At 56.3% G+C, this 23814-nt stretch carries 23 protein-coding genes; 13 read left to right on the plus strand and 10 right to left on the minus strand.

Annotation, left to right across the window (positions count from 1 at the left end):
* Positions 1-84 precede the first annotated feature (84 nt).
* Positions 85-444, minus strand: a complete 360-nt coding sequence (locus tag HU739_RS05495) for a DUF6124 family protein (protein WP_186551700.1) — start codon at positions 442-444, stop codon at positions 85-87.
* Between the two features lie 545 nt (positions 445-989).
* Between HU739_RS05495 and HU739_RS05500 the strand changes: the two genes are divergently transcribed.
* Entirely contained in the window at positions 990-1472 is a 483-nt protein-coding gene (locus tag HU739_RS05500) for a GNAT family N-acetyltransferase (protein ID WP_186551699.1), read from the plus strand.
* A 97-nt stretch (positions 1473-1569) separates the two neighbouring features.
* Here the strand turns inward: HU739_RS05500 and HU739_RS05505 are convergent, their stop codons facing one another.
* Entirely contained in the window at positions 1570-1767 is a 198-nt protein-coding gene (locus tag HU739_RS05505) for a hypothetical protein (protein WP_186551698.1), read from the minus strand.
* 44 nt (positions 1768-1811) lie between these two features.
* Here HU739_RS05505 and HU739_RS05510 point away from each other — a divergent pair, with 44 nt between their 5' ends.
* From HU739_RS05510 to HU739_RS05520, 3 genes are all read left to right on the plus strand, one after another.
* Complete coding sequence (locus HU739_RS05510) at positions 1812-1982, plus strand: hypothetical protein (RefSeq protein ID WP_186551697.1); 171 nt, start codon at positions 1812-1814, stop codon at positions 1980-1982.
* 599 nt (positions 1983-2581) lie between these two features.
* Positions 2582-3415, plus strand: coding sequence for a TIR domain-containing protein (locus HU739_RS05515; protein ID WP_186551696.1), 834 nt, complete (start codon positions 2582-2584; stop codon positions 3413-3415).
* 72 nt (positions 3416-3487) lie between these two features.
* Positions 3488-4120: a hypothetical protein gene (locus tag HU739_RS05520; RefSeq protein ID WP_202884247.1), complete on the plus strand. Its 633-nt coding sequence runs from the start codon at positions 3488-3490 to the stop codon at positions 4118-4120.
* Between the two features lie 75 nt (positions 4121-4195).
* Here the strand turns inward: HU739_RS05520 and HU739_RS05525 are convergent, their stop codons facing one another.
* The 3 genes from HU739_RS05525 to HU739_RS05535 form a co-directional block, all read right to left on the minus strand.
* Complete coding sequence (locus tag HU739_RS05525; protein ID WP_186551695.1) at positions 4196-5995, minus strand: hypothetical protein; 1800 nt, start codon at positions 5993-5995, stop codon at positions 4196-4198.
* 349 nt (positions 5996-6344) lie between these two features.
* Positions 6345-6776, minus strand: a complete 432-nt coding sequence (locus HU739_RS05530) for a type II secretion system protein N (protein WP_186551694.1) — start codon at positions 6774-6776, stop codon at positions 6345-6347.
* A 434-nt stretch (positions 6777-7210) separates the two neighbouring features.
* Positions 7211-7525 carry a hypothetical protein gene (locus HU739_RS05535; protein WP_186551693.1) on the minus strand — a complete coding sequence of 105 codons (315 nt, stop codon included), beginning with the start codon at positions 7523-7525 and terminating at the stop codon, positions 7211-7213.
* A 432-nt stretch (positions 7526-7957) separates the two neighbouring features.
* On the opposite strand from HU739_RS05535, the gene HU739_RS05540 reads away from it, so the two are divergent.
* Entirely contained in the window at positions 7958-8404 is a 447-nt protein-coding gene (locus HU739_RS05540) for a GspH/FimT family pseudopilin (RefSeq protein ID WP_186551692.1), read from the plus strand.
* Complete coding sequence (locus HU739_RS05545; protein ID WP_186551691.1) at positions 8401-9009, plus strand: prepilin-type N-terminal cleavage/methylation domain-containing protein; 609 nt, start codon at positions 8401-8403, stop codon at positions 9007-9009. The genes HU739_RS05540 and HU739_RS05545 overlap by 4 nt, the downstream gene beginning before the upstream one ends.
* A 711-nt stretch (positions 9010-9720) precedes the next feature.
* Here HU739_RS05545 and HU739_RS05550 read toward each other — a convergent pair.
* Genes HU739_RS05550 through HU739_RS05560 form a run of 3 tightly spaced genes read right to left on the minus strand, consistent with a single transcriptional unit; the run spans position 9721 to position 11980 of the window.
* Entirely contained in the window at positions 9721-10659 is a 939-nt protein-coding gene (locus HU739_RS05550; RefSeq protein ID WP_186551690.1) for a FecR family protein, read from the minus strand.
* A 32-nt stretch (positions 10660-10691) separates the two neighbouring features.
* Positions 10692-11243 (minus strand): RNA polymerase sigma factor, encoded by a 552-nt coding sequence (locus tag HU739_RS05555; RefSeq protein WP_186551689.1) that lies wholly within the window; start codon positions 11241-11243, stop codon positions 10692-10694.
* Positions 11240-11980: a secretin and TonB N-terminal domain-containing protein gene (locus HU739_RS05560; protein WP_186551688.1), complete on the minus strand. Its 741-nt coding sequence runs from the start codon at positions 11978-11980 to the stop codon at positions 11240-11242. Before HU739_RS05560 ends, HU739_RS05555 begins: the two co-directional genes overlap by 4 nt.
* 123 nt (positions 11981-12103) lie before the next feature.
* Here HU739_RS05560 and HU739_RS05565 point away from each other — a divergent pair, with 123 nt between their 5' ends.
* Complete coding sequence (locus HU739_RS05565; RefSeq protein ID WP_186551687.1) at positions 12104-12418, plus strand: hypothetical protein; 315 nt, start codon at positions 12104-12106, stop codon at positions 12416-12418.
* A gap of 158 nt (positions 12419-12576) precedes the next feature.
* Here HU739_RS05565 and HU739_RS05570 read toward each other — a convergent pair whose 3' ends face one another.
* Positions 12577-13017, minus strand: a complete 441-nt coding sequence (locus HU739_RS05570) for a carboxymuconolactone decarboxylase family protein (protein WP_186551686.1) — start codon at positions 13015-13017, stop codon at positions 12577-12579.
* A gap of 310 nt (positions 13018-13327) precedes the next feature.
* Here HU739_RS05570 and pdxR point away from each other — a divergent pair, with 310 nt between their 5' ends.
* The 4 genes from pdxR to HU739_RS05590 all read left to right on the plus strand — a co-directional run bounded on the left by pdxR (position 13328) and on the right by HU739_RS05590 (position 16639).
* Positions 13328-14761: a MocR-like pyridoxine biosynthesis transcription factor PdxR gene (gene pdxR, locus HU739_RS05575; RefSeq protein ID WP_186551685.1), complete on the plus strand. Its 1434-nt coding sequence runs from the start codon at positions 13328-13330 to the stop codon at positions 14759-14761.
* Between the two features lie 123 nt (positions 14762-14884).
* Positions 14885-15178 (plus strand): putative quinol monooxygenase, encoded by a 294-nt coding sequence (locus HU739_RS05580; RefSeq protein ID WP_186551684.1) that lies wholly within the window; start codon positions 14885-14887, stop codon positions 15176-15178.
* Positions 15179-15413: 235 nt separating this feature from the next.
* On the plus strand, positions 15414-15815 hold the full coding sequence (locus tag HU739_RS05585; protein WP_186551683.1) for a cupin domain-containing protein: 402 nt from the start codon (positions 15414-15416) through the stop codon (positions 15813-15815).
* A 269-nt stretch (positions 15816-16084) separates the two neighbouring features.
* A complete protein-coding gene (locus HU739_RS05590) occupies positions 16085-16639 on the plus strand; it encodes a hypothetical protein (RefSeq protein WP_186551682.1) in 555 nt (184 codons plus the stop codon).
* 184 nt (positions 16640-16823) lie between these two features.
* On the opposite strand, the gene HU739_RS05595 is transcribed toward HU739_RS05590, so the two are convergent.
* Positions 16824-21719, minus strand: coding sequence for an NAD-glutamate dehydrogenase (locus HU739_RS05595; RefSeq protein ID WP_186551681.1), 4896 nt, complete (start codon positions 21717-21719; stop codon positions 16824-16826).
* Positions 21720-22223: 504 nt separating this feature from the next.
* Between HU739_RS05595 and HU739_RS05600 the strand changes: the two genes are divergently transcribed.
* Together HU739_RS05600 and HU739_RS05605 are read left to right on the plus strand one after the other, a co-directional pair.
* Positions 22224-22577, plus strand: coding sequence for a hypothetical protein (locus tag HU739_RS05600; protein ID WP_186551680.1), 354 nt, complete (start codon positions 22224-22226; stop codon positions 22575-22577).
* A 276-nt stretch (positions 22578-22853) separates the two neighbouring features.
* Complete coding sequence (locus tag HU739_RS05605; RefSeq protein ID WP_007913915.1) at positions 22854-23813, plus strand: AAA family ATPase; 960 nt, start codon at positions 22854-22856, stop codon at positions 23811-23813.
* Position 23814: the final 1 nt, after the last annotated feature.

A 23814-nucleotide genomic window follows, 5' to 3' on the forward strand; every position in this document is an offset into this window, starting at 1 on the left:
GCGACACAGTAACTCTGGGAGCGAGCCTGCTCGCGAAGGCGCCAGAGCTACCGCCAAATCAACCCGCTGGCACCCCACTGCACATCACCCCGACACCTCCAAATTACCCATCACCCGATTCACCGCCAGTTCCCCCAACATGATCAGTTGAGCAACCCCCAACAACGCCCGCCGCTGCGGCGCCGGCAACAGACTGGAAATGTCCTGAGCAATCGTCTTCGCCGAAGCAAGCGTTTCACTGGCATCGGCCAGCAGTTCTTCGTTTTTAGTATCCGCAGTCACCGCATACATCCCACGCGCCTTACGCGGCGGAGGCAAGAGATTGGGTGGAGTCAGGTAATGATCGAGCGCACGGTCGGCGGCTTCGTGGAGCTTGTTTGAATCGAGGGATTCGTAGGGAGACGTGGGATCGGTCTCGGGCGGGTTGGGTGTTGGTTTGATCATGGTGAAGCTCCATTTTTATACCTGGTGGAACCACCAAAACCTGTCGCTAAACAAGTAAGGGTGGCAGCTGTGCGCGGGTTAGCGAACCGAGAGGTATAAGACCCGGCAGACCCGAAGGTCTCCCACGCACAGCCACCATAGCGTCATCGCAAACGTCTGCGACAAACTGGAGCGTCGTTGAACTCATACCTGGTCAGGTCGCTAAACCCGATCGCCGGGTTGCCAGCGATCCATAGACGATATAGACCCGGTACAAAGCTCACAAGCCGGCGGATTCTGGCGTAGCTGTAGGCAAAGGCGCAAGGATATGTAGCCTGGGAGCGTGACAGGAGATGTCTTTTTAAACATTGCTGTTTATCGCAATCCTCAGTGCGTCTCGGATCCCACGGCAGATCCATCCCCTTGCCCCAACAGACGTAAGCGTCCGGCGAACACATCCCTCTGAAGCTGATACGGAGCCATCGCCTCCATTGAACCGAGACAGTAGTGGTGATGCGGATTCTGTTTTCTATAATGACTGACCGGCCATGTTTAGGGTGCTTGAAATGCCAGCCTCCGCTGATCAAAACTCCGCTGTCGTTTTATGCGCAGCTTCCAATAACGACTTGGAAGATCTGGTGGCCATCAGGATTGAGGCCATGCGCGAGAGCCTTGAACGGCTTGGACGATTTAACCCGGATCGTGCGCGCGAACGATTTCTTGCTGGGTTCGACGCTAACAGCACACGCCGCATAGAAGTATCAGGTGATCTGGTCGGTTTTGTCGTAATCAAAGACCACCAGAGCGAGCTTCTGCTTGACCACCTGTATGTGATACCCAGTGCTCAAGGAGCAGGAATCGGCTCTGAAGTTCTTACTCGGCTCTTCAGAGAGGCTGATGAGATCGGGCGTCCGATCAGGGTTGGTGCTCTTAAGGGAAGCCCCTCAAATCGTTTTTACATTCGCCATGGCTTTGTGTTCGTCGAAAGCGGTGAATTCGATAATTATTATGTTCGGGCTAACGGTAATGCCGTTGATTTGGGCGACTAGGCAGGTCTAGATACGGTGCCCAGTCAGAGCTTGCTCCGTTAGATGCGCGACCACCTGTGCGGCGGTAGGTGGATGATTTTATTCGCCCGCTGAACATTCAAAAGGGTCCGGATCTATTTTCAAAAATAAATCCGTCCCCTTTTTCCCAAAAATAAATCCGTCCCCTTTTTCCCATTAAAAATAAATCCGTCCCCTTTTTCCCATTATAAAAAACTAGTACAACAGCCTGAGCTCCCAGAGCCGCCGCCAGTGGAACTTGACGCACCGCCGCCAGCAATCCCAATCCCTGTTCCACCTCCGCCTCCGCCTCCGCCTCCGCCTCCGCCTCCGGTGCATGGAGTGGCAGCGGCTGGTGAACTACAGAGAGCGCTGGACCAATTACAAAGCCCAGAGCATTTAGCTGTTATTAATCAGAAAAATGAAGCGATTGAATACCTAAAAGAAAGTGGCAGCTTCTCTACAACTCATATCGTCATCTCTAAACTTTTCCCAATATTTTGGATATTTTGATGCGTCCGACGCAACTAAGCATTTTCAATGCGGCCTTAGAAAACGCTCAAGTGGGGTGGATAATTTCCGATGACGATGTTTATGACTTTTATGTGAAGCTAGCGAACGAGTTTCTAACAGCTGTTGAGCCTGATCTCGCAAGTCAAATTGTTGATCTGATGGGATTTGTGCCGGCCCCTCCGCCACCACCGCCACCACCACCCTTGCAATCGTAGAAGCGCCGCTTAATTCCTAAAGTCCAGCAAGACGTAAGGCCTCTCGTTCAACTCAGAGCTGGGCTAGGCTAAGCGGCGCTGCACTTAGGCCGGCGAATTACTAGGCGAGGTGCGTAGCCTGTATCGACCGGATTCGACTTCAAAGGCCTGACAAAAATCTGGTTAGCCAGGTCGCTCGAAGCGCCAAGGGTGGAGGCCATGCGTAAACCAGGACCCCACCTAGCGGTATGTATACTTCATGGAGCGCTTGCGTTTATTCTTGGCAAGGTCAACGTGTGACAATGCGGATAAAAATCGCTCACTGGACGCCCAAAAGCTGCGCTTTTTTCTGCTGGTTAGCTCAAAATTTGCGGTCAGCCTGGGTCGAGTTTTTAAGGAAGTCATATGAGAAAGCCAAGAATATTTATAGCTTCAGCAGTAGAGAGCTTGGATGTGGCTGATGCGTTCAACGTAAACCTAGATCATCAGGCAGAGGTAACGGTTTGGAAGCATGGTTTTAACCTTTCTCAGAACACTATTGACTCTCTGGTAAAAATGGCGGAATCCGTGGATTTCGCAATTTTCATTTTTACACCAGATGATATCGCAGAAATCAGAGATCAAAAAAAGCACATCGTACGAGATAATGTGCTTTTTGAACTTGGCCTATTTGTCGGTACGCTAGGTAAAGAGAGATGCTTCATAGTTAAACCTAGAGACACCGAGTTGCATTTCCCGACTGATCTTTTGGGGCTTACACCCGCGGATTACAATGGCGAAAGGTCTGATGGAAATTTGGAGGCCGCTGTAAATCACCCGTGCGTACTAATCAAGAAGGAAGTTGCAAATTTAAGCTTGCTTTCACAAGATCTAAATATTCAGAAAAATCCGCGCAGAAAGGCTGGATACAATTATAAACTTGGTGACGTGGAACATCGCCTTTTGGCAAAAGTTCTTGAAAGTTACGCCAGCTCACCGAATGGCGTATCTGTATGGAGTACATTCAACGACCTGAAAGGTGTTGAGCAAGGGATACTGAGTTTAGCGGCGATTAAGCTAGAAAGAGTAGGCTTTCTAGATAAGAGCATCGCTATCGACGAAGAGTATAATGGCTCTGAATATTATGCACTCTCAATAACTGCAGACGGGATAGATTATCTTCTTGAAAATGAGGAGCTGCTCCACAAGGCAAATAAAAAAGTAGGTACAGTTAATTTCGACACAGATATTCCATTCTGATTTATTTGCTAGCTTTTAGCTTTCGCGGATTGCTTCTGCGGTAACGTAAAAACAATTCGTCGTGAGTTGTATATGAAAAAACGTTCACGCGCTAACTTGCGCGAACTGAAGCGCGCCCATCACATTAAAGATTATGCAAGCAAGAAGAGCACTTCAAGGGGACTGATATATTACCAGAAAACAATTCAGCCTCCATTCCCGATAGAAAAGTCTCAGTATAAAAATCTCCAAACACGTCACATTTCCTCCCCAAACTCAAGATCCGAGTACAAAATGACGACAAATTACTGGCTTGTAGGTGCTACATGGGGAGGATCAAAAGACGTCCTACCTAAATTTTTACAACGGGGATACTGGTATTGCTGGGATGCAAATAAATTCGAGAATAAGGAGGCCGGAGTAGGAAACTCCATAAAAAATCAACAAGAACGATTTACGCACGTAAAGACAGATGATCGTATTGCAGTCAAACGCTTACTAGGGAAAGGATCATCAGAAATGGCAATCCTTGCAATAGGGAAAGTTAAAGACGTAGATATCTCCGAATGGCGAATCTATGTTGACTGGATTATTTCAGACATTAAAGATCGCAACGTTCCGCTAAGAGGTTGCGCGGCCTCAATTCATGGCCCTTTCTCCAAACTTGGAAAGGATGAAGAATGGATTTCAAAAAATATTTTGCATCTAAAACGGACAACACAATAGAAAATGGGCAAATAAATTGACGCCAACGCAAAAGGTCTTGGATTTGCTTCCAGAGAGCAAATCCGCTCCAACCTTCTAATTTTCTTTTGATTTGCGTAATTCATTTTTTAAAGCATCGACCTGAGCGTGCAACCTTTCATTCTCTTTCATTAGGAAGCTTTTCGATGGACTCTCAGGGTTATGATAAGAAGGAATATCATACAACAACTCCAACTCATCCTTATAAGGCATCAAAGGCTGATAAAGTTGATAAAAAGCACGCCCTACTGCCCCTCGAAATAGTTCAAGTATTGGCTTCTTTGCACCGACAGAAAGAATATGATCAATAGCAATACCTGGATAGGGATCGATGTATATTATTTTAGTGACACCCAGTTGATACGCTTTTTTTGCACAAAGTTCACAGGGGCTAGCGGTAGTAAACAAAATACCCCCAATAAGTTTTTGCCCACCAAATTTTGCAATTTGCAAAAAAGCGTTTTCTTCTGCATGAAGTGATCTCGTGTGAACTTGATTCTTTTCACCCTCAATTTCATTTTGTAGCGCTTTGAAGCAAAACGGGATATTTCGTTTTTGAGTGGCGCCAGTTTTTATCAAATCAAAATACTTATCACTTAAAGCCTTGCGGAACACATTATCGTTTTTTTCATACTCACTATAATCGGCACCATTAATTCCGCTCAGTAAGTCCTCGGCACTTCTTAACAGGCATGGAGTTTGTCCTTGGGGAGTGCTGTTCCAGCCGACACTTTTTACACTGTAGCCAGTATCTGTTACCACAGCGCCAACCTGTCGCGAAATACAGCCAGAGCTTTGCTTGACCGTATAAGCTATTTGCATACAGTTTTCAACTGACGTCGGCATCACTAACCCAGGATGCATCATAAGCGCTAGGTACCATGCTAGCTGACTCACCAAGTCATTTTGATTGAACTCGCTAGTTTTGGAGTTGTGAATATGAATATCAGCAATCTCGATACAAGCCTGAATATTTTGCGCGATAAATTTATTCGCCCCGGAAAGTTTTCCAGGATACTCCTTGTTATCGAGATCCGAAATCTCCCTTATTGAAAGCTTTCTATATTCATGCAAACTACTCAATCTTTTCGAATTAGGCGTATTCACGGATATCAGATAGAAGTTTGCATACCTCCTTTTTAAAAAGAATGCCTCATACGGATTTCTAATCGCATCTATAACAACCCTGCACGGAATTCCTTTTGCTATTGTGGATTTTCGAACAAGCTTAATCAAAAAATTTAAATGCTTTGGAAAATTAAATATCTTGCCGGCGTCAAAGATGTTACTATTTGCAAGACCTGAGGATCTAATATTGTCACCAGAGTTTTGGTAAAGCTTGGTAAAAGCAGCCCCACCTAAGCTTTCCCTTAAACTCTCAGCAACACGCGGCAAGGTTGAAAAATAAAGCTCTATCCATGACTCTAACTCGCTAGGATCAACCTTCCCATTAAACGAATGAAGCCGTAGAATTTCCTCTCGCACCTTATTTGAGTCATCATAAATCGCTGCTGCGGACTCTTGCTTAATGCCTGCACCCGAGACCCCTATTAAGTACGATACAAACGGTTCTCTTTCTAAAAGCAATAGGTGATATGTAATTAAGGATCGCACCTCAATCTTATAAAAAGAGGTCCATTCATTACCCTTTAAGTACTTATGAATTATTTTATGTTTTTTTAACTCATTCTCCGTGAGCCCTTCATAGCCGTCCGCAGGAAATTCGAAACTTGTGCCGCCCAGCTTGCTAGCGGCCGTAGAGCATCCTGAACCAGTACGCCCCGTCAGGCCAATTATCAGAAAGTTATTTGCCTCACTGTAAACCCCACTTATTGCTTCGCCGGTCTTTATCGACATTCCCTCTCCCCTTAACCCTGTAATCTACGAACAGAAAAATGAAAATACGTCTATCTCATTACAAATGTAGCCTGCTTTTTGGCGCACATTAAAGTTTTGCACTACGCGCTCCTCCAACCCTTCAAGGATGTTCTACTAAGAAAATGGCTGCTAAAATGCATGTAGGACTGCCTTCAAGGTCCCCTCAATAATTAGATTGCTTTTCTGTAGGATAGCGGTATGTCGTGACATGATTGCTCTTGCCGAAAGCAATCAAATGCTTTGTTTATTCACCTTACTCTCTCGCCGAGCCGCTTGAACGGGCAGGCCAAAAGGGGCAGCAGCAAAATGGCTGACTCGATCTTTCAATTCAAGGCCTCACCAACCTAGGCAACACCACCCCCTCCGCCAACCTCTCCACCCCCAACCTCACCCTCTCCCCACCCCGCTCAATCACCACCCCATCCCGCTCAACCCCCACCAACCTCACCCCAACTCCAACCTTCTCCCCCACCAAAAAACTCCTCGGCGGCCCATCGTTCAAGCTCAATATCGCCACCGCCCCACTCCCCCCCGCCATCACCCCACTCACCTTGATATCCACCGGCGCGGTCTCATTGGAAAACCACTGCAACGCCGGACTATCACTCCGCGCCGCGAGCATTTGCGGGGCGGCCGCTGGCGTGTGGGATTGCGCCGAAGTCAGCAGCAGCGACGACCACGTCGCGACGCCAACCAGTGCGGCGAGCAGTGCCAGTGCCTGGACCGTTTGCGCCGGGGTAATCCGTGCGGTGAATTTCATGGGTTGTCGCTCCTTGTTGTCCCTGTTGCCAGCCTACGCGGTAATTCTCTCCGTTTTATTTCACATGCCTTACATGTTCGCCTTGCACGATGGGGTGGGACGCCAAGGAGTGCGCGGGTGATGAGCAGGCAGCAGGGTCTTTTGTTGATCGAGTTGATGGTGCTGCGGGTGATCATCGCCGGGGCCGGGTTGAGCGCAGCGATGAGCGTTCGATCGCCCTGTTTGCGGAATCCATATGGCGAGTTATGCGGTTGTAGCGCTGTGGACAGGTTGTTGCCTTGGCGGAGAATAGGCGGTGGCTCAAGGTTGACGCGCAAGTGTTTGACCGTAGCCAGGAGGCGCTACCGTTGGGCACACTCGATACCTTGCTGAGCCGCCCTTAAAGCTCCTGAGCCTGACCCTCATATTTAGAGGATCAAGCCGGGAGCCAATTTTTATGCTTTTGGAACCACAGTGAACAGCCATGCCGGCGACACGACTCCCGAACCGTATAACGCCTTGGCCGAAATGGAGTGCGGACCCAGGTTCAAACCTGTCAAGGTAAAGGTCCAGGTACCCCTTGAATCGACCAAGACTCGACCCTTGGCTACCGAACCATCAAACACTTCAACTTCCTGCTCTTTTTCCGCTATACCGGTAATAGTAACCCTCGTCTCGTTGATTTCAGCACCATTTGGAATTTGTATACCGCTGGCTGTTTCGACGGTAACGATAGAGGGTGCGATTGCATTGGATTGGGACGTCGACATGGTGAAAACTCCGATAGTGAAATAAGTGTGGCGGAGTGATTCAACCCTGAATGACGCAAATGCACACCTGTCAAACCTGACAGGTACCCGTGCTTTAGCGACGAACGGTCCTCACCACTCCGGGCCCGTCAGGATCGTGTCGGCACGGCAACCCTGGCTCTTCCGGCAACGGATCCATCACCAACCGGAGCGTCTCCCTACTCCCTCACCATCGCATTACCCTCCACTACTAGCAGCAGCAACGACCAGGGCGGCGAGCAGTGCCAGTGCCTGGGCCGTTTGCGCTGGGGTAATCCGTGCGGTGAGCTTCATGGGTTGTCACTCCTTGTTGTCCCTGCTGCCAGCCAACGCGGTAATTCTCTCCGTTTTATTTCACATGCCTTACATGTTGGCCGTGCACGATGGCGTGTGATGCAAAGGAGCATGCGAGCGATGAACAGGCAATTGGGTTTTACGTTGATCGAGTTGATGGTGGTGCTGGTGATCATTGGGATTGCCAGTGCGGCGATCAGTTTGAGTATCAAGCCTGATCCGTTGCAGTTGCTGCGCAAGGATGCCGAGCGGGTGGCGCAGTTGCTGCAAGTTGCGCAAGCGGAGGCCCACGCGGATGGCCGGCCGATTGTGTGGGTGAGTGATGCCAAGGGGTTTCGGTTTAGTCGGCGTAGTGACAGTGGCAAGGGGTTTGATCATTTTGCTGGGGATGCGCAGTTGCGGCCGCGTGCCTGGCAGAGTCCGAAGGTGGAGGTGCGAGTGGAGCCGAAGCAGAAAGTGGTGCTGAACGCTGAGTGGATTAATCCGCCGCTGCAATTGACGTTGTCGGATGGGTTGAATCGGTTGAGTGTGCTGCGTGATGGCAGCGGTCGGATCAGTCTGCAATGAGGGGCCAGGACGGTTTTACCCTGATCGAGGTGATGGTCGCGATTCTGCTGATGGCGGTGGTGAGTTTGATTGCCTGGCGCGGGCTGGACAGTGTGACGCGGGCGGACAGTCATTTGCAGGCGAGCAGTGAGCAGAGTGACAGTTTGTTGCGGGTATTGAATCAGTTGCAGCGGGATGTGGATATGCGTGCGGGGGTGGAGTTGAGTGAGCCGAAGAAGGTTGGGGTGGATGATGAGCCGGTGACGGCGCCGGCTGCGATTACTGTGCGCAGTAGTGATAGCAAGGGGTTTCGGCTGGATATTATTCGCAGTGCGGCGGATCAGCCGGGGGCGTTGCAGCGGGTTCGCTGGTGGGTCAAGGGTGACACGTTGTATCGGGCGGTGGCTGAGGCGCGGGGTCGGTATACGTTGCCGGCGCCTGGGAATGGGGTTGCTGTGTTGAATGAGGTAAGTGATGTGCAGGTTCGGGTTTGGGAGGTGGATAAGGGGTGGCGGCAGTTAAGTGGGAATCGGCGGGAGGATCCGTTGGGGTTGGAGATTCGGTTGAGTCGGCAGACGGCGCAGGGGGTTGAGCGGTATCGGCAGGTGATGGGGCCGTTGCAATAGCTGGGGTCAGCGCAGCTTTTTGTAGGAGTGAGCCTGCTCGCGATTGCGGTGGGTCAGTTTAGGAAGTTGGCAGAGATAGACCCCATTCGCGAGCAAGCCCGCTCCCACAGGTTGGATTGGGTTTGGTCAGTCGGAGGGTGATTGGCTGGTAGGCCGCCATCGCTGGCAAGCCAGCTCCCACAAAGACTGAGTTCAGCCAGTAGATATTGGTCTGCTGACAGACCGTAATCGCGAGCAGGCTCACTCCTACAATTGGATTGAGGGCAGTCAGTTGGGGAACGGTTGGCTGGCAGGCTGCTATTGTTGGCCGGCCAGCTCCTACAATTTCGATTCGCGAGCACAGCATGCGGCGAAGCCGCCCCACTCAATGGCCGAGTGTCAGCTCGCCGAAAGCTCTTGATCTTGGTTCACGGGCGACGTCGGGAGGCTTCGTTCCGGGATTGATCCGGGCGTGGGAGCGCAGCGACTGTTTGGCGCAGCCAAATACAGCGGAAGGAGGTGCAGCGAAGCAAACCGGAGCCGCTGCGCCCGGATCGATCCCGGAGCGAAGGAACCCCGAGCTTTAGCGAGTGGGCCGGACGTAGGAGCAAGCGTTTTTTTGCTTACTTTTTTTAGGCGTTTGTAAAAAAAGTGAGTCGCCGTAAGGGCGAAACCCTAAGCAGCCGTTACCGCAGCAATGGATATGTACTCGGTCCATCCCCCAAAATAGTGCTAGCTGAGAACGACCACGCCGCCGGGCAGTTCGGTGCATTTGACGCCGTAGGCATCGCGGATTAGCAATGCAACGCCGGCCAGTTGATCGAGGCTGAAGCGGGCCTGGACGCGACGTTGGCCGAGGTCGCGGTTGAGCAGCAGCAACATGCCGGGGCGGTAGCGGTTGATTTCGTCGATCATCTGGCTGAGGGTCGCGCCGTTGAACACCAGCACTCGTTGGCGCCAGTTCATCACGGCGGCGGTGTCGACGGTTTGCACGCTGCCCACCTGCCGGGCGTCGTAGGTGACTTGCTGGCCCGGTTCCAGGCGCAGGCTGCGGCCTTCAACGTCGACTTCAACCGCGCCGTCGAGGCAGGTCACGCAGACTTGTTGATCGGTGTTGCGCAGGTTGAAACGTGCCTGACTGGCGCGCAACCACCCTCCTCCCGCCTGCATCGCCAAGGGCGACCGTGCGGTCTGCACTTCGACTTCGCCACTGATCAATTCAAAGCCCTGCACGCCGTTATCGACCGCGCGCTGATTGATGCGGGTCTGGGTGTTCAGCGCCAGTTGCACGCCCGGCGCCGGTTCGAAGCGGCGTTGTTGACCGACTTCGGTGATGTAGTCGGCGCCCAGCCCTTCGAAGCCACCGGGGATGGTGGCGCGCACCAGCAGGAATGCCGCCGAGGCGGCAACTGCCCCGCCCAGAAAGGCACGGCGACCAAACCCGCGCGGGGCCTGCAAGCGTTGCGCCGCCGGTTGCAGATGGTGCCACAAAACCTTCGCCTGCTCGAACGCCCGGGCATGTTCGCCGCTCTGCTCGCACCACTGGCGCAAAGCGCGGGCATCGGCCACGGTGGCGCGTCCTGAGGTCAGGAGGATCAGCCAGTCGCGGGCTTCGCTTTGTAGATGCTCGCTGACCGATGGCTCGGCAGGTTTCAGTTGGAAGATGTTCAAACGCGCTAATTCTCAACGGATTAATCGGGTCACTATTCGCTAGACGGTTTTCCGGCCCCGCGACCGAACCGCTGAAACACTTTTCTTTCCAGTCTGGCGGCGCAGAAGCCCAGCGCGGCTTTGATTTCCTTCTCGACCATGCGCGTTGAGATGCCGAATCGCTGGGAGATTTCCAGGTGCGGCGCCTCCTCGAGCCGCGCGGCAATAAAGATCCGCCGACGCCGTGCAGGCAGTTCGTACAAGGCGCTGAGCAAGGCTTGCATCTCTTTTTGCCCGCCGACCACCCGCGCGGGGTCGAGGGCTTCGTCGCCCAGTTGCAGCAGTTCCTCGACTTCAGTGCCGGTGAGCAGGCGCGCGTCGGCCTGACGGCGGTCGGCGGCGATGTTCAGGGCCATGCGATACAGGTAGGCGTTGGGCTTGAGCAGGTTCGGCGGGGTCTCCATGCGATCGACCCGTAGCCAGGTTTCGTGCAGCACGTCGTTGGCCAGGTCCTCGGAACCGAGACGGCGGCGCAGGCGCACGCGAAAATCCTCGTAGGAGCTGAGGAACAGCTGGCCCATCGAACTTTGTCCGGCATCTTTCATCCCCCGGAAACTCCTTCCCATCTGGTGCATTCCATGCGTTTCCCTGCCGATTCCGGTAACAACAGCAACGTGACCGGCTGGCGCAAGGCGCTGGGCGTCGGCCGGTCGATTGTGAGCGTGCGAAAACTTTCCACCAGCGCGTTGTCGCGCCGTACATCACCGGTCGAAGTGACCAGCCGATTGTGCTGCACCACACCGTCGCGCCCGACCCACACCTGCAACACCGCGCGATAGCTGCCCGGGCGGGTCAGCGGCGAGCGACACAGGTTGCGCTCGATCGCCGCTTGCACCGCCGTGGCGTAGCTACGGTTTAACGCAGCACTGGCCGGCGATGGCTTGTCGGCGGACACCGGCACGTCTTCGACCTCGGCCACTTGCAAGGTGAACGCGTCGGCGCGGGCATAGCGCGCCATCAGCCCACTGCCGCCGAGCAAACGGCGCAAGGCCTCGGCGGCGGTGTACTCGCCATCCACCGACAACGAACGCCGCCCGCGACTCAACTGGCTGTCGACCAGCACCGCAACGCCGGTGGCGCGGCTGTATTGGTCCAGTGCCGGCGCCAGGTCCTGCGCCGGGATGTGCAAGGTCATGCGCAGGTCTGCCGGCGACGGCTCAGCGCCCGCTTCGCCGGCGAGCAAGCCAAGCAGCAGCCCCAGACAAACGTGCGTCGCTGAACGCTGAAGATTGTCCCTCGAACTGCCTCGCTGCACGGCTGACGTACCCCTGAAAAGCGTCATCCTGAGGGCTGTTTATGAATCTGGTGTGACGGCTGGTGCAAAAAAACCATCACGGGATTTGCCAAGGGATTGCACTAGACTCAAGCCATAGCGCGGCCCTTTCGGGCCGGCCAGGAGGCGAGCATGAAAACACTGTGGAAAATCACCCTGGGCGGGCTGTTGCTGGCGGCGCTGTCGAGTGCCTGGGCCGAGCAGCCATTGGGTTGTGTCGAGGTGACAGTCGGCGGCTACAAGGCGCCGAATTACGATTGCCTGAGCCAGCAGATGGGCAACAACCCCGACGGCGCGGCGGCGGCGCAGAAGAACCAGGAAGCGCTGAGTATGCCGGTGTACAAGCGCCCGCCCAATCAGGTCGGCCTGGCGACTCCGGCGGCGACGAGTACGCGGATGGGCAACACGTTTGGCACATCGGTCAAACCGCAACGCCCACCGAACTGAAGGACACACCTTGTGGCGAGGGAGCTTGCTCCCGCTCGGCTGCGCAGCAGTCGCAAAACCTCAGCATGCGGTATGTCAATTCAAACCGGCACGGCAGATGTAGGGGCGCTGCGCACCCCAGCGGGAGCAAGCTCCCTCGCCACAGGCTTTCGCACTGATCAGTCACTCGGGGTCTGGCGAAAACTCACCGCCAGGCGGTTCCAGCTGTTGATGGCGCTGACCGCAACGGTCAGGTCGACCAACTCGCCTTCGTTGAATTGCTCGCGCGCCTGCTGATAGACGTCATCGGGCACGCGGCTCTGCGATAACAGTGTCACCGCCTCGGCCCAGGCCAGCGCGGCACGCTCGCGAGGGTTGAAAAAGTTGCTGTCGTGCCACACCGCTAGCGCATACAAACGCCGTTCACTCTCCCCGGCCCGGCGTGCATCCACCGAGTGCATGTCAGCGCAGAACGCACAGCCGTTGAGCTGTGACGCACGGATGCGGATCAGTTGCAGCAGCGGTTGTTCGATACTCAGGCTGGCGGTCAGCGCCTCCATGGCAAGCATCGCTTTCATTGCCTTGGGCGAAGCGCTGTAATAATCCAGACGCGGGGACATGGGCGGGTCTCGGGGGCAAGAATGATGAGTCCACGGTAAGCGCCGTCGTGACCGTGTTACAGCCCCAATTTCGCGAATTATGGACACACCGCCGAAAACGGATTCACCGAATTTCCATGTAGGAGTGAGCCTGCTCGCGATAGCGGTGTGTCATTCAACATTGATGTGGCTGATCCACCGCTATCGCGAGCAGGCTCACTCCTACAGGGGTTTTGCGCCAATTTGCGGTTTTTACTCCACGCAACTTCTGCTCAATGCACAACAGCGCTAATCTGCCCGACACTTCAATCGACCCAGGAGCCGCGCCGGTATGGAACTTCACGTCGTGATCAACGGCCGCAAGGACCTCGCCGGTCAGTTGTACCAACAGCTGCGCGGCGCCATCGAATCCGGGCGTCTGGCGGCGGGGACGCAACTGCCGCCCAGCCGTTTGCTCGCCGAGCAGCTAGGCATTTCACGCAAGACCATTTCCGACACCTACGCGCAACTGACTTACGAGAACTTCCTCACCGGCGTGGTCGGCAAAGGCACTTACGTCAACGCCCGCCCGGCGCAGGTTCAGCGCAAACAAAGCCACAGCGAGCTGGCCAGCGCCGAACTGGTCGAACGCTGGCGCAACCTGCCGGTATTTCTCCGTCATCCAACCCTTGAAGGTTCGCTGCGCTACGACTTCATTGGCGGCGCCACCAGCAAGGGCCAATTCCCCCACGATGACTGGCGGCGCTGTGTTGCCCATGCGATGCGCCAGATGGCGACGTCCAAAGGCTTCTACAGCGTGCCCGAAGGTTTGCCGGCACTGCGCAACGCGATTGCCCGGCACATCGCCTATTCCCGTGGGGTGAACTGCCAGGACGAAGACATCGTGGTGTGCAACGGCGCGCAACAGGCGCTGGACTCGCTCGCCCGCGTACTGATCAGCCCCGGCAGCCGGGTGGCGATCGAAGACCCCGGCTACCCGCCGGCACGTTTGTTGTTCGCCAGCCACGGTGCCGAAGTGGTCGGCATCCCGGTGGACGCCGAAGGCATTCAGGTCGAGATGATTCCCGATGACACGCGGCTGATCTACGTCACGCCGTCGCATCAGTTCCCACTGGGCATGCCGATGAGTCCGGCGCGGCGCGAGGCCTTACTGGCCCGCGCCTTTGAGCTGGGCGCGATCGTCATTGAGGACGATTACGACAGCGAATTTCGCTACGAAGGTCGCCCGACGGATTCGCTGTACAGCCTGGACCCGCGCGGCATCGTTGCCTACGTCGGCACCTTTTCGAAAACCCTGCTGCCCGAGCTGCGTTTGGGTTATGCGATCCTGCCGCCGGCGATCCTCGAAGCGGTGGTCCGCGCCAAACAGCTCACCGACCTGCATGCGTCCACTCTGCCGCAATGGGCGCTGGCCAAATTCATCGCCGAGGGCTGCCTGCTCAAGCATATCCGCCGCTGCCACACGATTTACGCCCAACGTCGCGAGCGGATTCTCGCGCGTATGGCCAGCGACCTCTCGCCTTGGCTCGAAGCGGTGCCGCCCAGCGCCGGATTCCACATGGCGGCGCTGTGCAAGAAGCCGATCGACTTGGCGCTGGTGATCGAGCTGGCAAAAAAGGTCGAGGTCGGGCTGTACGCCATCGACAGTTTCTATTACCAGCAACCGGTGCAAAGCGCGTTGTACTTCGGCTTTGGCGCCATCGAGACGCTGGATATCGACATCGCCCTGGACCGCCTGCGTGACATCCTCGAACAGCTGTCATGAGCCGTTGGTATAAGGCTTTAACTGCCGATTGGTTATTGGTGATTCACCCGCGCGGGCCTATTCTGCACAGGCGTTATCCCTCAATGAGCAGGATTCGTCCGGCCTGATTCAGGAGTGTGAGCAATGTCCAACGAAGTGATCAACACCGTCCAGGTGCAGGCCGCCGCCGGCCGTTCGGACGAACTGGGCAAGCAACTGCAGAAAATCGTCGACACCCTGCGCGAAACCCCAGGCTGCGACTCTTACCTGGTCGACCGCTGCCCCGAGGATAGCCACCGCTGGATGGTCAGCGCCCGCTGGCAGTCCGAAGCGGCGATGCAAGCGCATTTCAACCGGCCCGAGGCGCAGGGGTTTATCGATTTGATTGATAGCCGGCTGGCCAATAGCGTGGACTTCAACAGTTTCCCGATCGTCTGAACCGGCCCCTTCGCGAGCAAGCTCGCTCCCACAAGGTTATTCGTTGCTCCCAAGATAGCTGAGCAACCTCGAACCCTGTGGGAGCGAGCTTGCTCGCGAAGGCGTCTTGCGCCGCGCCGCAAATCCCTCTGACACCGCCAATTGGCCCCCCCATCTTCGCGAACATTGGCCGTTTGAATGCCCCACCCCGCGGACTACTGTGATCAGCAACACCCAACCTCACAGGTAACCCGCCATGAAAGCCCTGCCCCTGCTCGCCGCCGCCCTCGCCTTTAGCCTTTCGACCGCCGCCCTGGCCCACGACCCCTCCGAAAAAATCACCGTCCTGCAAGAACAACTGCTGAAAAACGCCCCCGGCAAAAAAGCCATGATGATCGAAGTCGACTACCAACCCGGCCAATCCTCGATTGCTCACAAACACGAAGGCACCGCCATGGCCTATGTGCTCGAAGGTGAGGTGATTTCTCAGGTCAAGGGTGAACAGGCGATCACTTACAAAAAGGGTCAGTTCTGGTACGAACCCGCCGGCTCCGAACATTTAGTGTCGAAAAATGCCAGCCAGAGCAAGCCTGCCAAGTTGCTGGTGTTCATGGTATTGGCGCCAGAGGAGCAAGTGTTGATCCCGTTGGAACATTGATGGCTGTTGCTCCCGGCGATAAATAAAAAGGCGTAAACCTGCCGTTTACGCCTTTTTTATTCAAGCCAATCAGCAAGCACTTTCAGCAGAGTTATAAATGGCAAATCATTAAGCATCGACAAAACCACACGAAAAATCTTTAACACATACACATTCACTCACGCACTTCTCTTGGACACCACAAGCATCGCCAATTACTGTTTGAACGCGAGCCAACGCTCGTTCAGTTTAACTAAATTCGAATTCGATTTTTATACAAAGAGAAGTTCATGAGCACAAATACAGAGAAATCCTTTATCGCTCGAATAAGCGCCGGCAATGCCCCGGCTATTTTTGTCGATCAGCATCCCATCCAGTTTCCGAAGCATTCGGACCATATTCTCACAACCGCTCACGCCTATTCGGAAATAGCAGAAAGCATGGTCCCCTATGATGGCGGCAATGACGATGCGCAGGGTATCGTGGCTTACTTCCGCTGCTACGGCGACTATTACAACATTCAAATACGCAGCGCCCAGCATTTTGGTTACTTCATCAGCAAGGGCCGTGACGGCCTTCTCGGCGCCTATTTTCCAGCCGGAGGCGACACCACTTCGTACAACCTTGTTGATAGTAGCGGGCGCTACGTCACGCTCGACCAATTCACAGGCAACCGCGCCGATATTCGACTGAAAGCACGAAACGACGCCTTCATTAAACGCAAACTGCGGACGGATCCGAACATTTATCTTTATGGCGATGCACCAGGGGAATCCGTGACGTTCACTTTGGATATTCTCGAACGCAATGTCGATTACCCAACTTCGACACAACCTTATAGCTAAGCGCGACGATGTATTGAAACAAAGGGCCCCATCGCGAGCAGGCTCACTCCTACAGGGGGGCGACGCATTCCAACTGTAGGAGTGAGCCTGCTCGCGATGAGGCCAGAACAGGCAATACAAATCCTTCAGGCATAAAAAAGCCCCGGCATCTCGCGATACCGGGGCTTTTTCATTCAGCCACTACTTATGCCAATTCAAGCTCGGCAGTCGCAGTCACCGCAGGCACAACCGCTTGCCCGCTCAGTGCCAGATCCAGCAGCTCACGGTTGGCCACCGCATACATGGCGTAGTCCGTGCCGCTCGCCGCACGGATTTCTACCAGCATGGCGCGCCAGCGCGAGATCATGCTGTCGTGCTGGGCCATCCATAGCGCCAGGCGTGCTTCCACGTCCTGGGTGCCGTCGCCCTGTTGCAGGACGGAGATGGTGATGGCGCGCTGTTGCCAGTCGACGTCATCGCGGAACGCTTCACGGGCCAAGGCTTGCCAGTTGTTTTCAACCGGCAACGCGCTGATCTGTTGCAGGTACCAGGTGATGTCCAGTGCACTGCCCACGGCGAAGTAGGCCTTGGCCACTTCGGCCGGGTTCTGCCCGGTGACGTCTGCGGCTTCGATGATCGGCAGCAGCGTGTACAGGTGCGAGGTACCCGCGACCATACGCGCCAGCAGTTCCGGCACACCGGCTGCGACGTAAGCCTGATAGCGCGCCTGCCAGTTTTCGCGGATTTCGCCGCTGAGCAATTCGTCGAGCTTCAGACCCAGTTCTTTCAGGTGCGGACCGAAGTGCGCGACGTCACGGGCAGCGTTCTGCTCGTTGCGGCGGGCACGCAAGAACCAGCGCGTGGCACGGCGACCCAGACGCATCAGCTCGTCCATCAGCTCCAGCTGCACATCAGCGGAAACCTGATAATCCAGCGCTTCTATTTGGCGGAACCAGTGCGGGAGGTGGAAGATATCCCGAACAATTACATAGGCACCCGCCACATTCGCCGGGCTCATGCCGGTCGACTCTTTGAGTCGCTGAACGAAGGTGATGCCCATGTGGTTGACCAGATCGTTGGCAATCTGGGTGCTGACGATCTCGCGCTTCAGACGGTGGCGACGCATGGCTTCGGAGAACTTGCTGACCAGGGTCGGCGGGAACGCCGTTTCCATGTCGCGGGTCAGGTAATCGTCGTCCGGCACCCGCGAGCCCAACAGCTGCTCCTTGAGGTCGATCTTGCTGTAGGAAATCAGCACCGACAGCTCAGGACGGGTCAGGCCGTGGCCCTCAGCGACGCGCTCGGTCAGTTGCTCTTCGGTCGGCAAGAACTCGATGGCACGGTCCAGCTTGCCGCGGCCTTCCAGATCGCTCATCAGACGCTTGTACTCAGCGATGCGTGCGTAGGCACGGCGCGCCGCCAGGGACAGGGCCTGAGTCTGCTTGTAGTTGTTGCCCAGCACCAGACCACCGACTTCGTCGGTCATGCTCGCCAGCAACTGGTTGCGTTGCTTGTCGGTCATGTCCCCGGCCTGAACCACTTCGTTCAGCAGGATCTTGATGTTCACTTCGTGGTCGGAGCAGTCCACGCCACCGGCGTTGTCGATGAAGTCGGTGTTGGAACCGCCGCCATTCAGACCGAATTCAACACGGCCCAGTTGGGTCATGCCGAGGTTACCGCCCTCGCCCACGACTTTGCAGCGCAGTTCGTTGCCGTTGACGCGCAGTGCATCGTTGGCCTTGTCGCCCACGTCGGCATGGCTTTCGGTGCTGGCCTTGACGTAGGTGCCGATGCCGCCGTTCCACAACAGATCCACCGGTGCCTTGAGCAAGGCATTGAGCAGTTCGGTCGGGGTCAGCTTGTCGGCCTGGATGTCGAAGCGTTCTTTCATCTGCGGCGAGATCGCGATGCTCTTCGCGCTGCGCGAGAAGATACCGCCACCTTCGGACATGATGCTGGTGTCGTAATCGGTCCAGGCCGAACGCGGCAGGTCGAACAGACGCTGACGCTCGACGAAGCTGGTCGCCGGGTTCGGGTTCGGATCGATGAAGATGTGCATGTGGTTGAACGCAGCCACCAGTTGCAGCTTGTCGGACATCAACAGGCCGTTACCGAACACGTCACCGGCCATGTCGCCGACGCCCACCACGGTGATGCTGTCTTCCTGAACATTGATGCCGCGCTCGCGGAAGTGGCGCTGTACGCCGACCCACGCGCCCTTGGCGGTGATGCCCATTTTCTTGTGGTCGTAACCGGCCGAACCACCAGACGCAAACGCGTCACCCAGCCAGAAGCCGTAGTCGATGGCGATGCCGTTGGCGATGTCGGAGAAGGTTGCAGTGCCCTTGTCCGCCGCGACCACCAAGTACGGGTCATCATCGTCGTGACGCACGACATTGACTGGCGGCACCAGCGCGCCGTCCTTCAGGTTGTCGGTGATGTCCAACAGACCCGAGATGAAGATGCGGTAGCAGGCGATGCCCTCGGCCGCGATCTCGTCACGGCTGCCGCCCAGTGGCAGGCGACGCGGCAGGAAGCCGCCCTTCGCGCCTACCGGCACGATGACCGAGTTCTTCACTTGCTGGGCTTTTACCAGACCGAGGACTTCGGTACGGAAGTCTTCTTCACGGTCGGACCAGCGCAGGCCACCACGGGCAACGTTGCCAAAGCGCAGGTGCACGCCTTCGACGCGTGGCGAATAGACGAAGATTTCAAACTTCGGCACTGGCTTCGGCAGCTCAGGGATTGCATGCGGGTTGAACTTGAAGCTGAAGTACGACTTGTTCTGGCCGTTAGCGTCAGTCTGATAGAAGTTGGTGCGCAGGGTGGCTTTGATCAGGTCGAGGTAACGACGCAGGATGCGGTCTTCGTTGAGCACCTGGACATCGTCCAGTGCGGTCAGAATCGCTTGTTCCAGACGCAGTTGCTTGTCTTCCAGATCATCGCTGCCGAGCTTGCGCGCCAGATAGAAACGGGTCTTGAACAACCGGGTCAGTTCGCGAGCGATGTCGGTGTGGTTGTTCAGGGTGCTGGCGATATAACCCAAGTCGAAGCCCAGACGAATCTGCTTCAGGTAACGGGCGTAGGCACGCAGCAGCGCAACGTCGCGCCATGGCAGGCCGGCGGTCAGCACCAGACGGTTGAACGCATCGTTCTCGGCATCGCCACGGACGATGTGGACGAAGGCGTCCTGCAGGGTGTCGTTGAGTTGCTGGATGTCGAGGTCCAGGCCTTCAGCGGCAGTGAAGGCGAAATCGTGGATCCAGAACTCGCGGCCATTGGTGTGACGCAGGCGGTACGGGAATTCACCCAGCACGCGCAGGCCGAGGTTTTCCAGAATCGGTAGGACGTCGGACAGCGCCAGCGGCGTGTCGGCGTGATACAGCTTGCAATGCAGCTCGCGCTGGCCGGAAACCTGACCCAGCGGCTGATAGAAGCTCATCACCAACGGATTTTTTTCGTTGAGGCTCAGCAGGTGCTGCATGTCGACCACGGCCGAATGCGCCGCGAAACGCTCGCGGTAACCGGCCGGGAAGCCTTTCGGGAAGTCGGCCAGCACGTTGGTGCCGTGGGCTTCGCCGAAGCTTTCGATGGTCAGTGCGGCGTAGTCGTCCTGCCAGCTGCGGCAGGCCTGGACCACTTCCTTTTCCAGCAGCAGCGGATCGATGTCGAGACGGTTTTTCGGATCGACACGCAGGATCAACTGCACGCGGGCCAGTACCGACTCGGAGAAGAACGTCCAGAATTCGCAATCGGAGGCCTTCAGGCGCTCCATCAGCACTTGCTGGATTTTCTGGCGAACTTCGGTGGAATAGATGTCGCGCGGCACGTAGGCCAGGCAGTAGCAGAAACGCCCGTACGGGTCTTTGCGCAGGAACACGCGAATCTTGTTGCGTTCCTGGATCTGCACGATCGACATCACGGTAGTGAACAGCTCGTCGACCGGGGTCTGGAACAGGTCGTCACGCGGCAGCACTTCGAGGACCTGTGCCAGTTCCTTGCCCAGGTGAGCCTTGGACTGGAAGCCGGAGCGGCGCTCGATCTCTTCGACCTTGCGGCGGATGAACGGGATGACCCGCACGCTCTCGCCATACACCGAAGAGGTGTACAGGCCCATGAAACGGTGTTCCTTGATGACTTTGCCGTCGGCGTCGATTTCACGGATCGACACGTAGTCCGGATAAGCCGGACGGTGCACACGGCTCGGGTGCGCGGCCTTGGCGAACGACAACAGGGTCGGCTCGCGCAGGTAGGCCACGGCGTAATCTTCGATGCGCAGGTCTTCGTAGGTCAGGCCGGTGCGCAGCAATTTGGTCAGGCCGAGGAAGGAGCTCTGGTCGTACTCGATGTGGCCGCCGTCGGCCTGATCGGTGACCACGAACTCTTCGTAGCCGAGGAAGGTGAAGTGGTTGCCCACCAGCCATTCCAGGAAACTTTTGACTTCGTTCTTCTCGTCGGCATCGACGGCAAAGGCGCTGTTGTCGAGCCGGGTGAGGATGTCCTGGACCTTGGCTTTCATCGGCTCGAAATCGGCGACCGCGACGCGGACTTCACCGAGAACCTGTTCCAGTTCCTTGCTCAACACATTCAGTTCGGCCGCGTTGGCGCAGCGGTCGATTTCCAGATACATCAGCGATTCGTGCAGCACGCCTTCGCCGGTGCTGCCTTTTGGCAGGATTTCCAGCAGCTCGCCCTTGCTGCCACGGCGTACGCTTAGCACGGTGGTCTGCAGGGTGTGAATGCTGTAGCCGCGACGGTTCAGCTCGGTGCGGACCGAGTCGACCAGAAATGGCAGGTCGTGGTGCAGGACTTCGACCGCGGTGTGGGTCGACTGCCAGCCGTGGCGTTCGTAATCAGGGTTGTAGACGCGCACTTGCGGTTGCGCGTGATCGAAGCGCTCAAGCAGGCGCCACGCAGAGAGAGTACAGCCAGCGAGGTCGGAGAGGCGACGTTGGGTCAGCTCGTCCAGGGAAATGATGCCGAAGAATTGTTCAGCGAACAGCGCCACTTGTGGCAGTGCCTGTTCACTGATGTGCTGCGCCAGTGCCGCTTGCAGTTGGTGCTGGAAGTCGGCTTTGCTGGCTGCGGTGAAGAACGCCATCTGTGGTACTCCGCTTAAGCTTGTTATTGATGGAAAGCGTCGCGTGCAACACCCCTTGCGGGGCTTGTGTCGCCCTGTTCCTGATTCTCGGGCAGAGGAAACAGGGTGACAGGTGGGTGAAGCTGGACGGGACACTCAGGTCACATTCACCTTCCATTGAATGAGCATCTGCAAAAGCGACTGTGCGGACCTGCAACAATGCCTTTACGGGTGCTCATCCGTTGCGCAGCTTAAAGGGTGCGACAATGTGTCTGCTTGCGGTGCTGCGACATATTCGGTCATTGGCACGTAAACCGAAGCCCGGGCACCGATAAACACTAGCAGGCATGGCGGAAAACGACGGCGTGAATGCCCGTTTTTACGGGACATCCGTGCCAGGTACGACCCTTGATGCGCGTCGAGCTCACGACACATCCTCTGACACTCTCACATGCAGAAATTCCCGCGGACTGGCAGAATCGCGGCCAATTGCGCCCCACACGTCCGTCGAGACAGGAATTTCCCATGCAAATGACCACCGCCCTACTGATCGTCAACCCGTGCGACGACGAAGAAGACAACATGGCCATGCTCTGCTGCCACAGCAACCAGGGCGAGATGTTCTTGATGAGCCGCTATCCGGATGAAGATGAGCTGGAGATCACTCTGGATGGCGAGCCGTCGACGCTTGATGGCGTTAAAGTCACCCTGAGTTCGAATCTGCTGAAGATCGAGATTGCGGCGGCGGATGCCGATGCGCTGAATGGCGATGATGTGCTGGAGATCAGCTTTAACCCGGATATGGTTGACATGGATGAGGTTGTCGAGACTTTGAAGAATATTCTGGATGGCACCGGGACCTTTATCAGCGAACTTTGAGGGTGGCTGGGCGGGCCTGCTCGCGATAGGGCCAGAACTGCCGCCCGCGAAATTTTCTGCTGCCAGAAGATCAAAAGATTGTCCGATCGCGGCCCGAGCCTTCGGCAGCTCCCACAGGGGATAGCCCTCCAATCCAGAAGCTGCCCGAAGCCGCGATCTTTTGCACTTTGCGCAAAATGCCGTTAGTCGCCACCCCCCGCGATGGATTAAAGTAACGCCCCCAGCCCCGGCGTTATCCGAACGCCTCGGGCCACCCCTTTCCAGGAACAGTCACCGATGGAACATCGTGAAGCGCTGCTGGCGCTGCGAACCTTTCTTTCAACGCAGATTCTCGGCCAGGAAAAACTTATCGAGCGTTTGCTCATTGCCCTGCTCGCCGACGGCCACATGCTGGTCGAAGGCGCTCCCGGTCTGGCCAAGACCAAAGCGATCAAAGAACTCGCCGAGGGCATCGAAGCCCAATTCCATCGCATTCAGTTCACCCCGGATCTGCTGCCCGCCGATATTACCGGCACCGAGATCTATCGCCCGGAAACCGGCAGTTTCGTGTTCCAGCAAGGGCCGATTTTCCACAATCTTGTGCTGGCGGACGAAATCAACCGTGCGCCGGCCAAGGTGCAATCGGCGCTGCTCGAAGCGATGGCCGAGCGTCAGGTCAGTGTCGGCCGCAGCACGTATGAGCTGTCGCCGCTGTTTCTGGTGATGGCCACGCAAAACCCGATCGAGCAGGAAGGCACCTATCCGCTGCCGGAAGCGCAGCTCGACCGTTTCCTGATGCACGTGAAGATCGGTTTCCCCGACGCCGCCGTCGAACGCCGCATCCTCCAGCAGGCCCGTGGCGAAGCACTGAATGGCGAGACCAAGCCCGAACGCCGGGTCAGCCAGCAGGCGATTTTCGCCGCACGCAAGGAGATTCTTGGTTTGTACATGGCCGACGCCGTGGAGGAATACCTGGTGCAACTGGTCATGGCCACGCGCAACCCGGCCAAGTTCGACCCGGAAATGGCCGAGTGGATCGCCTACGGCGCCAGCCCGCGGGGTTCGATTGCCCTTGATCGCTGCGCCCGTGCCCACGCCTGGCTGGCCGGGCGTGACTTTGTCAGCCCGGAAGACATTCAAGCGGTGCTGTTCGATGTATTGCGCCATCGCATCATCTTGTCGTTCGAAGCGGAAGCCGCCGGCATCGATCAGGATCGCGTGGTGCAGCGGATTCTCGACGTCGTCGCCGTCGCTTGAC

The organism is Pseudomonas hamedanensis (genome assembly GCF_014268595.2).
GTDB classification, from domain to species: Bacteria; Pseudomonadota; Gammaproteobacteria; order Pseudomonadales; family Pseudomonadaceae; genus Aquipseudomonas; species Aquipseudomonas hamedanensis.

Coding starts and splice junctions, on each gene's coding strand:
- pdxR (WP_186551685.1), top strand. CDS start 13,328: ATGGAACTTCACGTCGTGATCAACGGCCGCAAGGACCTCGCCGGTCAG.
- HU739_RS05560 (WP_186551688.1), bottom strand. CDS start 11,980: ATGACGCTTTTCAGGGGTACGTCAGCCGTGCAGCGAGGCAGTTCGAGG.
- HU739_RS05545 (WP_186551691.1), top strand. CDS start 8,401: ATGAGGGGCCAGGACGGTTTTACCCTGATCGAGGTGATGGTCGCGATT.
- HU739_RS05515 (WP_186551696.1), top strand. CDS start 2,582: ATGAGAAAGCCAAGAATATTTATAGCTTCAGCAGTAGAGAGCTTGGAT.
- HU739_RS05495 (WP_186551700.1), bottom strand. CDS start 444: ATGATCAAACCAACACCCAACCCGCCCGAGACCGATCCCACGTCTCCC.
- HU739_RS05540 (WP_186551692.1), top strand. CDS start 7,958: ATGAACAGGCAATTGGGTTTTACGTTGATCGAGTTGATGGTGGTGCTG.
- HU739_RS05605 (WP_007913915.1), top strand. CDS start 22,854: ATGGAACATCGTGAAGCGCTGCTGGCGCTGCGAACCTTTCTTTCAACG.
- HU739_RS05580 (WP_186551684.1), top strand. CDS start 14,885: ATGTCCAACGAAGTGATCAACACCGTCCAGGTGCAGGCCGCCGCCGGC.
- HU739_RS05535 (WP_186551693.1), bottom strand. CDS start 7,525: ATGTCGACGTCCCAATCCAATGCAATCGCACCCTCTATCGTTACCGTC.
- HU739_RS05520 (WP_202884247.1), top strand. CDS start 3,488: ATGAAAAAACGTTCACGCGCTAACTTGCGCGAACTGAAGCGCGCCCAT.
- HU739_RS05570 (WP_186551686.1), bottom strand. CDS start 13,017: ATGTCCCCGCGTCTGGATTATTACAGCGCTTCGCCCAAGGCAATGAAA.
- HU739_RS05530 (WP_186551694.1), bottom strand. CDS start 6,776: ATGAAATTCACCGCACGGATTACCCCGGCGCAAACGGTCCAGGCACTG.
- HU739_RS05565 (WP_186551687.1), top strand. CDS start 12,104: ATGAAAACACTGTGGAAAATCACCCTGGGCGGGCTGTTGCTGGCGGCG.
- HU739_RS05600 (WP_186551680.1), top strand. CDS start 22,224: ATGCAAATGACCACCGCCCTACTGATCGTCAACCCGTGCGACGACGAA.
- HU739_RS05585 (WP_186551683.1), top strand. CDS start 15,414: ATGAAAGCCCTGCCCCTGCTCGCCGCCGCCCTCGCCTTTAGCCTTTCG.
- HU739_RS05525 (WP_186551695.1), bottom strand. CDS start 5,995: ATGTCGATAAAGACCGGCGAAGCAATAAGTGGGGTTTACAGTGAGGCA.
- HU739_RS05590 (WP_186551682.1), top strand. CDS start 16,085: ATGAGCACAAATACAGAGAAATCCTTTATCGCTCGAATAAGCGCCGGC.
- HU739_RS05555 (WP_186551689.1), bottom strand. CDS start 11,243: ATGAAAGATGCCGGACAAAGTTCGATGGGCCAGCTGTTCCTCAGCTCC.
- HU739_RS05595 (WP_186551681.1), bottom strand. CDS start 21,719: ATGGCGTTCTTCACCGCAGCCAGCAAAGCCGACTTCCAGCACCAACTG.
- HU739_RS05500 (WP_186551699.1), top strand. CDS start 990: ATGCCAGCCTCCGCTGATCAAAACTCCGCTGTCGTTTTATGCGCAGCT.